This is a genomic window from Pseudoalteromonas sp. (assembly GCF_036960685.1).
Lineage (GTDB): Bacteria > Pseudomonadota > Gammaproteobacteria > Enterobacterales > Alteromonadaceae > Pseudoalteromonas.
The window spans coordinates 58,254-68,435 of the sequence record NZ_JBALXK010000010.1 but is presented as its reverse complement, the minus strand read 5'-3'; the positions used below and the strand labels follow the sequence as shown (position 1 = coordinate 68,435).

Annotated in this window: 9 protein-coding genes; 6 read left to right on the top strand and 3 right to left on the bottom strand. The window is 39.7% G+C overall.

Annotation, left to right across the window (positions count from 1 at the left end; all coding sequences use genetic code 11):
* Positions 1 to 2: 2 nt before the first annotated feature.
* Positions 3 to 218: a BcsR/BcsP family cellulose biosynthesis protein gene (bcsR, locus tag V7783_RS10385; RefSeq protein WP_301561929.1), complete on the bottom strand. Its 216-nt coding sequence runs from the start codon at positions 216 to 218 to the stop codon at positions 3 to 5.
* A gap of 119 nt (positions 219 to 337) precedes the next feature.
* Here bcsR and bcsE point away from each other — a divergent pair, with 119 nt between their 5' ends.
* From bcsE to tyrR, 3 genes are all read left to right on the top strand, one after another.
* The gene (gene bcsE, locus V7783_RS10380) at positions 338 to 1,969 is read left to right on the top strand and encodes a cellulose biosynthesis protein BcsE (protein WP_335678642.1); all 1,632 of its coding nucleotides are present in this window, start codon (positions 338 to 340) and stop codon (positions 1,967 to 1,969) included.
* 169 nt (positions 1,970 to 2,138) lie between these two features.
* Positions 2,139 to 3,722, top strand: a complete 1,584-nt coding sequence (gene bcsG, locus V7783_RS10375) for a cellulose biosynthesis protein BcsG (RefSeq protein WP_335678641.1) — start codon at positions 2,139 to 2,141, stop codon at positions 3,720 to 3,722.
* A 95-nt stretch (positions 3,723 to 3,817) separates the two neighbouring features.
* Entirely contained in the window at positions 3,818 to 5,374 is a 1,557-nt protein-coding gene (gene tyrR / locus V7783_RS10370; RefSeq protein WP_335678640.1) for a transcriptional regulator TyrR, read from the top strand.
* A 26-nt stretch (positions 5,375 to 5,400) separates the two neighbouring features.
* On the opposite strand, the gene V7783_RS10365 is transcribed toward tyrR, so the two are convergent.
* Positions 5,401 to 5,895 carry a hypothetical protein gene (locus tag V7783_RS10365; RefSeq protein ID WP_335678639.1) on the bottom strand — a complete coding sequence of 165 codons (495 nt, stop codon included), beginning with the start codon at positions 5,893 to 5,895 and terminating at the stop codon, positions 5,401 to 5,403.
* A 109-nt stretch (positions 5,896 to 6,004) separates the two neighbouring features.
* Here V7783_RS10365 and V7783_RS10360 point away from each other — a divergent pair, with 109 nt between their 5' ends.
* Positions 6,005 to 6,541: a thioesterase family protein gene (locus V7783_RS10360; RefSeq protein WP_064665825.1), complete on the top strand. Its 537-nt coding sequence runs from the start codon at positions 6,005 to 6,007 to the stop codon at positions 6,539 to 6,541.
* 37 nt (positions 6,542 to 6,578) lie between these two features.
* On the opposite strand, the gene V7783_RS10355 is transcribed toward V7783_RS10360, so the two are convergent.
* Positions 6,579 to 7,232, bottom strand: coding sequence for an OmpW/AlkL family protein (locus V7783_RS10355; protein ID WP_335678638.1), 654 nt, complete (start codon positions 7,230 to 7,232; stop codon positions 6,579 to 6,581).
* A gap of 240 nt (positions 7,233 to 7,472) precedes the next feature.
* On the opposite strand from V7783_RS10355, the gene V7783_RS10350 reads away from it, so the two are divergent.
* Together V7783_RS10350 and dapE are read left to right on the top strand one after the other, a co-directional pair.
* Positions 7,473 to 8,891: an MATE family efflux transporter gene (locus V7783_RS10350; RefSeq protein ID WP_335678637.1), complete on the top strand. Its 1,419-nt coding sequence runs from the start codon at positions 7,473 to 7,475 to the stop codon at positions 8,889 to 8,891.
* A 56-nt stretch (positions 8,892 to 8,947) separates the two neighbouring features.
* Positions 8,948 to 10,159 carry a succinyl-diaminopimelate desuccinylase gene (gene dapE, locus V7783_RS10345; protein ID WP_335678636.1) on the top strand — a complete coding sequence of 404 codons (1,212 nt, stop codon included), beginning with the start codon at positions 8,948 to 8,950 and terminating at the stop codon, positions 10,157 to 10,159.
* The last annotated feature ends 23 nt before the right edge of the window (positions 10,160 to 10,182 follow it).

Sequence of the window (10,182 nt, the reverse complement as noted above, 5' to 3'; positions counted from 1 at the left end):
ATTTAGTCTGTGCTTTTGTTAATTTTATGATCTTGCTCTGTTTCTGTAATAGATATAGATATATCTTTAAGCAATGGGTATTTTTCAATTGTCGATTTATTTTTCGCCACATTGACTATTTCAATGTAATTTTGGTTGGCGCTGCCAAACTTCCGATACAAGTTATCAATATCATAATCCGTTAGAATATTTGATTTTTTTACTGCAAAGTGGCTCATTTAAAGCACCCTAAATGATAAAAGTCGTTTAAATTTGTGATTTGTTTGTGTACATAAGCTGTATTATATATAGAATACAGCTTAAAACTAGTACTAAAGTATCCTTTAGAGGGGTTAAGTTGCCTAAATTAAATATTTCAGGATTAAATCCAACATTTTCTGAACTAAAGTGTAGTGCGAATTATGCACTGATTGCGCCTTTAGACAATCAGTTAATAGAATTAACTCAAAACATGCTTTCTAATACTAGTGAACATATATTTTTGCTGTCAAAGCAAGTCGATATTTTTTTTGAAAGTGACCATTCAGGCCACTTACACACCCTGTATGACGAAGGTAAGCTGCATCCATTTAATTTAAGTAACGATATTAGCTTTGCAAAAAAGCGATGGTTTTCTAAAGGGATCCTCAATGAACTCAAAGAATACACAGTAATAAAAAATAGTTGTGTGATGGTTCATTTGAGCTCTGATATGTTTGTTGACTATAAAACCGAAGAGCTTAAAGGTCAGCTCACACTTTACAAAAATTTTTCAATTGCAGAAAATGCGACCGTGGTGTTTTTAATTTCAGGAGCAAATAATAGTGACTTGCGTCGCCAGCTCTTAATGTTTAATGATGTGATTGATGGTGTGGTAAATATGACCCAAGAAGCATCAGTTTACAGCTTAGAATATGATTTCTGGCATCATAGTGAAGGCGTTATTGCGGCAGAGACCATTAATTATCAACGTAAAAATAACCAACTCATAGTGTTAACTGCTGACAAAGATACCTCACAAGCTTACGGTAGCAGTGCAACTAACCAAGACTTTGATGAAGATGACGTTTGGCTTGTGAAAAGTGCTGTACCAGCGGGGACAAAACTACCTGCGTATTACAAAGTTATTGAAGATAATGATGCTCTGTATGAACATGCATTTAAAATGAAGGCTGCCACGCTGGTTTTTGCTGTAACGCGCTATACCGACTTGTCTTTACTGGCTAGAGAATGTTTTTCCTTGCGTAAACAGTGCGGCAGAAAGTTAAAACTAGTAATTCAGAACGTTGATGGCGTTATTCGACATCAAGATGAGTGTTTATTTTTAACCTTAGGCGTTAACCTTATCTTATATAGTTTTTCTGAGCCTTCACGGTTATTGTCGCAGATCCAGTCGATTCAAGGTTTCCAATTTTCTAGACCGTTGCCAAGCTCAATCGACGATGTGTTAAAATACAGCGATAGCGTACTTCACAAAGGTTATTTGCCACTCAGCGATTTTGCTAAGCAGGTCACTAAACACAGTGATTCAGCTGCTAATTTAGGCGTTAGTGGTGTGTTAGTGGTATTGGAATTATTACCACGTATTGATGCAATTCACCCGTTACATTTATTTCATGTAAAGCGAGAGGGCGATATTTTTAGCTATGTTGACGGCCAGGTATATCTCTATCTACATGCCTGTAGAGAACATGATGTGGACAGTGCTATTAAACATTTATTTAAGTTAGATATTGCTGACTTTTTCATTTCGAAAAATGTGATTGCTGATCATTTTTACATTCAGCAAGAGTGTCGCCGTTTAGCTCGGGAGTATCAAGCAACACAAGTGCCTGATTACACAGAGCAGTTACAGGAAAATATAAGTTATATTTTTGATGGACAAACACCGGATGTTGCTACTTTGAGTGCTGAAACGGCTGAATTTAGAAAAGTCGTGAGACCAGTTTCTATGCCCATTAAAGTTATTCTCAAAGGGGAGTCAAAATGAGCTTAAATCAGTTTTTTATAACCTTTGTAATTGCTTTATTGCTGGGGATTATCCTTGGTAATATAGGTAAGGCGGTGCTAAGTAAACTTATAAAAGTGTATCGAAAACTAACATTTCGCCATGTTTTATTAATCCCATATACTCCCAAAAAACAGAAAAAGGACGGCAAGTGAAGCTTTCAGGATTAGGTGTTTGGAATTTATACTTTTTAGCAAAATTTGCTTTGTATCTGCGAGGTGATATTTCATTTGATTGGTTATCTAATGCTGCTTTTTTTGCGTTTCTTTTGTTATCAAGCGACTCTCGCATAGTTATGCGCATTAAAAATGGGCTTTCTGTCGTTTTAGCAATAGCGCTTTTATATCATGATTCTTGGTTACCCCCTATTTCTAGGCTATTAAAGCAAGCTACAAACTTACAAGAGTTTAGTTTTGATTATTTTTTAGAGATTGTAGCACGCATGGTGAGTATTGATTTGTTGCTAGGCGTGTTTGTATTAAGTTTAATTTATTGGTACAGCGTAAAATGGTTACGTTATACCAGTATCACAGTCCTTGGCTTTGCGTATGTTTACTGGTTTTCAACGACACCGGTAGCAGCTGTAGATGCTAGTTTACCTACAGTGGCAAGTAATAAAGTAACATCGCAAGTGGTGCCAGTTAATATCACTCAGTCTGAACTTGCTGGTACCCCAGACCAACAATTAACAATGTTTTATCAACAGCAAGCAAGATTAAAAACACAATTCGCTGATACGTTTCAAGGTGAACAGTTTGATGTGGTTGTGTTGAATATATGTTCATTAGCTAATGCAGATCTAAACGCAATTGGTGTTAAAGCAAATGAGCTGTTTAAAAACTTTGACATTTTGTTTAGTGATTTTAATTCGGCCACCTCCTACAGTGGCCCTGCTGCAATTCGTTTGCTCAGAGCAAGTTGCGGGCAAACAGATCAAGACTCATTATTTAAACCAGTCGATGAACAATGTCACCTGTTTAATAACTTAACTAAGTTAGGTTATAGCAACAGTGTAGCAATGAATCATGATGGCCATTTTGATGATTTTATTGGCTTGCTTAACCAACACGGTGGTGTGTCAGCTCCTAAGTTTGATTTTTCTGGGTTATCACCGATGCAATATGGGTTTGACGGCAAGCCAATTTATTCTGATTCAGAAGTATTGCTGGATTGGCTTAATAAACAACCAAATAACTCTCAGCCTAGGGCCTTGTATTACAATTCAATCAGTTTACACGATGGTAATCAGTTAGCAGGACGTGGTCGAATGAATAGCTTACAAAGCTACCCAACCCGACAGCAACAATTATTCAATGATATTAATCGCTTTATTGATGAGCTTGAAAACCAAGGACGCAATGTATTGTTAGTGGTTGTGCCTGAACATGGCGCGGCATTAGCGGGCGACAAGTTACAATTTGCAGGCCTAAGAGAAATTCCAAGCCCGTCAATTGTATCAGTACCAACCGCTGTTAAGTTTATTGGGCCTAATGTGAAAAGCCGTGAACTTATAGAAGTAACTGACACTGTGAGTTATTTTTCATTATCTGAGCTAATAAATAACGCAGTGAAAAGTGATGTTTTCTCTGGAGCAACAGCAGTTGATAGATTACTTGGTAATACTCGCAGCATCACCAAAGTCGCTGAAAACCAGGACACCGTTATGATGTACATTAAAGGTGAACCTTATATTCAACTTGATGGCGGAGAATGGACCCGATACCCTAGTAATTAGACGCTATTGTCCAAAAATCTTTACAATAGACTATCCTCAGTAGTGGAGTTCGCGTATTATTCGCGACATATAAGTTTCTCTTTCTTGAGGGTGTAATGCGTTTAGATATCCATTGTGCAGATCGTATTGGTATTGCACAAGAAATACTCAATATCTTGGTGAACTACCAAGTTGATCTTAAAGGTATTGAAGTAGATTCTGTAAACTGTCGTATGTATGTGAGTTTTCCACCGATTGAGTTTGAGCAATTTCAAAAAATCATGCCTTCAATTCGGCTAATCGATGGTGTGCAGGATGTGCGTACCACTGCATTTTTACCTTCTGAGCGTGAGCATAATGAGCTTAATACGTTATTACGGGCATTACCTGATGGCGTTATTTCTATTGATGCTAAAGGTTGGGTAAGATTATGTAACGATGCTGCGTGTAAAGACTTGCAGATGAGCGAAAAAGAAATAATAGGCTCCAACATAAACAATCTACTCAAAGGCTTTAACTTTACGCGTTGGTTAGAAAGCAAAGAAGTGTTAGGGCAAACAACCCGAGTTGAAGTTGCCGGTGAAGATTTTATTGCTGACATACTGCCAATTGCAGTACCACAAGGAAATGAAGGTGATGTACTCGCTGGTGCGGTGATCAATATCAAATCACAAAGCCGATTAGGTCAACAAGTCAGTGCGTTTCGCCGCTATGGACAAGAAAGCTTTGCAACCATTCATAACTTCAGTACTGCGATGCGTCGTGTGGTACGTGAAGCGAGAAAAATGGCACAACTTGAAGCGCCGATTTTAATAACAGGTGAAACAGGCACAGGCAAAGAGTTATTAGCGCGCGCTTGTCATTATGCGTCTAACCGTTCAGTAAAACCGTTTATTGCGTTATCGTGTGCGTCATTACCTGATGATGTCGCTGAATCTGAGTTATTTGGTTACGCTGGCTATGAAGAAAATGCCGCGCCAAAACGCGGTGTACTTGAGCAAGCAGATGGCGGTACGGTATTTTTAGATGAAGTAGGCGAGATGTCTACCCAGCTACAAACTAAGTTACTACGCTTTTTGCAAGACGGTACATTTCGTAAAGTGGGTGATGAAAACGAAGTAAAAGTGAATGTGCGAATTATTGCTGCCACACAAAAAGACTTGCCAGCAATGGTACAAGAGGGCGTTTTTAGGGAAGATTTATACTACCGTATTAATGTGCTCACATTGGAAATCGCTCCTTTACGAGATAGAAAAGCAGATGTGGGTCCATTAGCTGAGCACTTCATTCAAAAATATGCGCAACAAAATGGTCATGCTATTCCGGAACTATCAGCTGAGTGTTTGTCTTTTCTGCAAGAATATCCGTGGCCTGGTAATGTTCGCCAGTTAGAAAATGCGATTTATCGTGCTGTATCATTATTAGATGATAATGAGCTGCGCGTTGAGCATTTACAATTACCTACCTTTACTCATGATTTAGGTTATTTAGAATCTGATTTTGAAGGTTCGTTAGATCAAGCGGTAAAACGCTTTGAAGCGACTTTATTGCGAAAGCTCTATCCTGCGTATCCAAGCTCTCGGCAGTTAGCTAAGCGGTTAGGCTTAAGTCATACTGCCGTGGCGAATAAGCTTCGTGACTATGGCATTAATCGCAAAACGGTAAAAGTCTAACTTATAGGTTAAATTCAACACATGGGTTACTGTTTGGTGCCCATGTCTTTAGTGACTCCATCAATAGCAATATTATCAATACCATCACCATCAGGGTTAAACTTAATGATAATACTGATGTTATTACGGGCAAAAAAATAGTCTTTATTATCAAGGCTAATAACATAATTTCCTTTTACTGGCTCTTTAAATTGGCGTTTCTCTAGTTTGATGGTGTGTTCACCAATTTGCCAAGTAAAGCCTTCAAAAAAGCCATTATTAAACTCTTGCACCCACACTTGTTGATCATCTTTGGCAAGCGTTATCGCGATGGAATACGATTCTGGTAACGCCATTGAGTATGTTTTGCTACCAATGGTAAATTGCTCATCAGCTTGTTGCCAATTAAAGCCAAACTGAAATGGTTTCTCAGCCCCTGTTGGGTAGCTTATGGTGCCTGTTCCTGGGTAGTTAAAGTCAGCCCACGCACTGTTGCAGCACAGCATAAGTAAAAAACCACAGGAAAAAATAACTTTGTTCATTATTGTTGCTACTTTTTATGATTATGAACCGTGAGATTAGAGCAGAATATTCTCCAATGCAATACGCTATGCTACACTCAGTCAATTGTTAACTGGTAAGACCTTCATTGTGAACTTATATTTTCGCCTTTTATTATTGTTTTTCAAAATCAAACGCAACCGTGATTACCAATCATTGTTAGAGACAGTAGATATAGAATACAAAGCGCTGCCTAGTGATTGTGATATCAATTTGCACCTGACCAATTCACGTTACTTAGCGATGATGGATTTAGCGCGTACATGGATGACAGAACGCGTAGGGCTGCTTAACACCATAATGAAAAAGCGTTGGTTTCCTATTGTGAACGCGACTGCGATTACTTATATCCGTGATATTAAGCCAATGCAGCGTTACACCATCAGCACCCGTTTAGTTGGCTGGGATCATAAATATTTTTATATTGAGCAAAAGTTTCACTCAGCGCGAGGTTTACATGCGATTGCGTATGTAAGAGGGGTATTTAAGCGTAAGCGCGGTGTAGTCAGTGTCGAAGAAATGTTAGAGGCGGTTAACTTTGATGGTGTTGCGCCAATTCTGCCGCCAGAGATCATGCACTGGAAAGAAATGTTAGAGCAGAAAAAAATAACAAATCTTCCCAGCTAATAATATAAAAAGGCCGTTAGGCCTTTTTAGTGACTAATTAAAAAGCGTATTTTACCCCTAACATTGCAACAACAGGGTCAATTTTCACTGTTGACGTTAAAGCTTGTGCACCATCTGCGTAAACAGTTGCATCAGTTTCGATATCGATAATTGATACCATGGCATGTAAGCCCCAATTTTCATTCATCATATAGTTAAAGCCTGCCTGTGCTGCAAAGCCAAAAGAATTGTCTAATTTAACTTCTACGTCATCAGTGCCTAATGTTGCTTTGAGTGCATCTGTTGGTTGCTCATCAAAAAACACTGTGTAGTTAACACCTACACCAACGAATGGGCGAAACGCATAGCTGTTATCGAAAAAGTGATACTGGGCAAACAATGTCGGTGGTAATTGTTTAATATCTGCAATTTTATTGCCGGCTAAACCGCCAGTACCATTAACGTTGTGGTCAAAAGGTGTGGCTGTAACTAGCTCAAGTACCCACTTATCATTAAAAGCGTAGTCTATAGTGACACCCAGTTGCGTATCAGCACCGCCTTTTAAGCCAAGAGTAGGCGCTTCATTTATTGCTGAGCTACTGTTGTCAGGGTCAACACTAATAGCACCTACATTAACGCTAAAGTTTGCACTAGCAAAAGGAGAGGCGATTAAAAGTGAAGTGAATAACGCTGCGCTAAGTTGTTTTTTCATGCTGTTCTCCGAGAACTTTAATTTTTGAATTGACGCTATTATCAATTATTCGAGGAATAAAAAGCTGTTCTAGATCAAGCTTTATAACCTTGTATTTGGTGCTTTGGCGTTTGTTTGATGTAGATTAAGGTTTGCTTATTTGAGCACTGAAACTTATTGACATGGGAGCCATTTTTTTGCGCTATTCATCAATAGGTCATAGAAATAAGGTATACTTGTAGCTCAACACAAGGGTATGCAATGAACGATACTAATCACCTTTTTCTATCCGGTTCTATCAGCAAAGCGCTGTTAAAACTTGCCGTTCCTATTATTCTTATCAATATCTTGCAATCAGCTTATCAATTAACCGATGCTTTTTGGGTTGGCCGCTTAGGCGCAGCGCAAGTCGCGGCAGTGTCTGTGAGTATGCCTGTGACATTTTTAGTGATTGCGATTGGCTCTGGGCTTGCCATGGCAGGGGCAATTTTATCAGCGCAATATATGGGCGCAGGCCAACAAGATAAAGTAAACCATGTGGCTGCGCAAACCGTGCTGATGGTGACGGTGACAGCGATTATATTAGGGATAATAGGGTATCTACTTTCACCTTACTTTTTGCATTTGCTAGGGGTTGAGGATGCGGTATATAACGATGCTTTAAAATTTATGCATGTGTCGTTTGCCGGTGTAGTGTTTGTGTTTATTTATGCCATGTTTCAGGCTTTAATGCGCGGGATTGGGCAAACAAAAGTGCCTCTGATAATAGTAACAGTGACTGTGCTGTTGAATTTTGTGCTCGATCCGCTATTTATCTTTGGGTATGGTAGTTTTGAAGGTCTAGGTGTAATGGGAGCCGCATTAGCGACCTTAGTGACGCAAAGCTTAGCTGCCATCGCTGGGATTGTTATATTTTTACGTGGTCGTCATGGCATTAAACTTAAGCTTTCAAGTTTCGCTCCTGATTATAGCTATATAAAACAAGCGTTTTATTTAGGTGCACCAGGCTCCGTTGAGCTTTCTGCACGCGCGTTTGGCCTTATAATCATGTCTTTCTTGGTGGCCAGTTTTGGCACTCAAACCATTGCATCTTATGGTGTGGGGTCTAATATTTTGCAGATGGTGATGATCCCAGCAATGGGGCTTTCGATGGCTGTATCTACCTTAGTTGGGCAAAACATGGGGGCTGGCAATCCACACAGAGCTGAACAAATCACTAAACTGGCAGTGCTGTGGGGCTTATGTGGGCTCTCTTTCATTGGTGTACTTGCTTATCTATTTGCGCCTCACTTAGTGGCATTTTTTATCCCTGATGATCAAGCCGTGATCAGTAAAGGAGCCGAGTTTATTCGGGTTATGTGCTTAACTTGGGGTGGTATTGGGGTGCAGTTATGTGTCGTTGCTGCATTTAGAGCATCGGGCAATATGCTTAATGCGATGCTATTGGCATTGTTTTCTCAATGTGTGGTGCAATTCCCTGCGGCGTATATTTTGTCAAAACACACGGCACTTGGCGATCAAGGGATTTGGTACTCGTTTGCAGTAACCAATGTGCTCGTTGCTGTGGTGTCATATCTGTGGTTTGTGCGTGGTCGTTGGCAGCAAACAAAACTTACTAAGGATGACAAAGACATCGCTCAAGTTACCCAAGAAGCCTTTATCGAAGAAGGCAGTCATTAAGCGGTCATAAATACAGGTTGTAATGAATACATTCTATAGAAATAGGTGTGTTTATTATGACCTTTGCTGCCCAAACTAACATTCAACAGCAAGCAAGCCAACGCCATGCTGTGATCGATGATTTACAAACGCTGATCAAATTTAAATCTGTTACGCCCCAACAAGCTGGCGCAATAGATTGGCTTAATACACAGTTAAGAGCACTTGGTTTTGACTGTGAGCAATTTACCTTTAATAACGTAACTAACTTGATTGCCAAAATTAGCTTTGGCGATGGGCCTAACTATGCTTTTTCAGGTCATATTGATGTTGTGCCAGCGTCAGGAGGAGCGTGGCGAGCAGAGCCATTCTCTGGGGAGATCATTGACGGTGCTATATATGGTCGTGGTAGCGCTGATATGAAAGGGGGCGTTGCAGCTATGTTAGCCGCCTGTCGCGCTTTAGTAAGCCATACGGTGAATAAGCAAGGTACTTTTTATTGGTTGATCACCTCAGATGAGGAAGGTGAAGCGGAATATGGTTCACTGCTTATTGCTGAGCGTTTAGCGCAACAGGGCATCCAACTTGACGGCTGTATTGTTGGCGAGCCCACCAGTCATTTGCAGGTGGGTGATACGATTAAGAATGGCCGTCGAGGTGCACTTTCTGCACAACTAACAATTAAAGGTAAGGCAGGTCATGTTGCATACCCAGAAAACACCTTAAATGCAGCCCACTTAAGTGCCGATGTGGTGAAGCGGTTGACTAATATTATGTGGCAACGTGATGAGCCTAGCTCTAAAACCAGTGTGCAAATCACTGGAATTAATGTTGCAAATGTGGTCGATAATATGGTGCCAGCATGGTGCGAAATGACATTTAATATTCGTTATAGCCATGGTTATAAAAGCAGTGATATAAAAAATGACATTCAATTCGCGTTAGCTGACTTACAGCAATACATAGATATTGAGTGGCAGCGTCCCTGTGAATCATTTTATACCAGTCATCAAACTAACAATTGCTTATTAGAAAAAGTAGAACAAGCAGTTTTTGATGTAACTGGAAGCTACCCACTACTAAGCACCAGCGGTGGTACGTCCGATGGCCGCTTTTTTGCTAATAGCCACACCCAAGTGATTGAATGTGGGGTACGAAATAATACCATCCACCAAGTTAACGAGCATGTGCCTATTAATGATTTATTGAAAATAGAGCAAATATACACGCGCTTACTAAAGAAGTTATTTATTGGTTCATTTAATAATGGCTCTGAAAAGCCAGATTAAACCTTATAAACAATATTAAACTT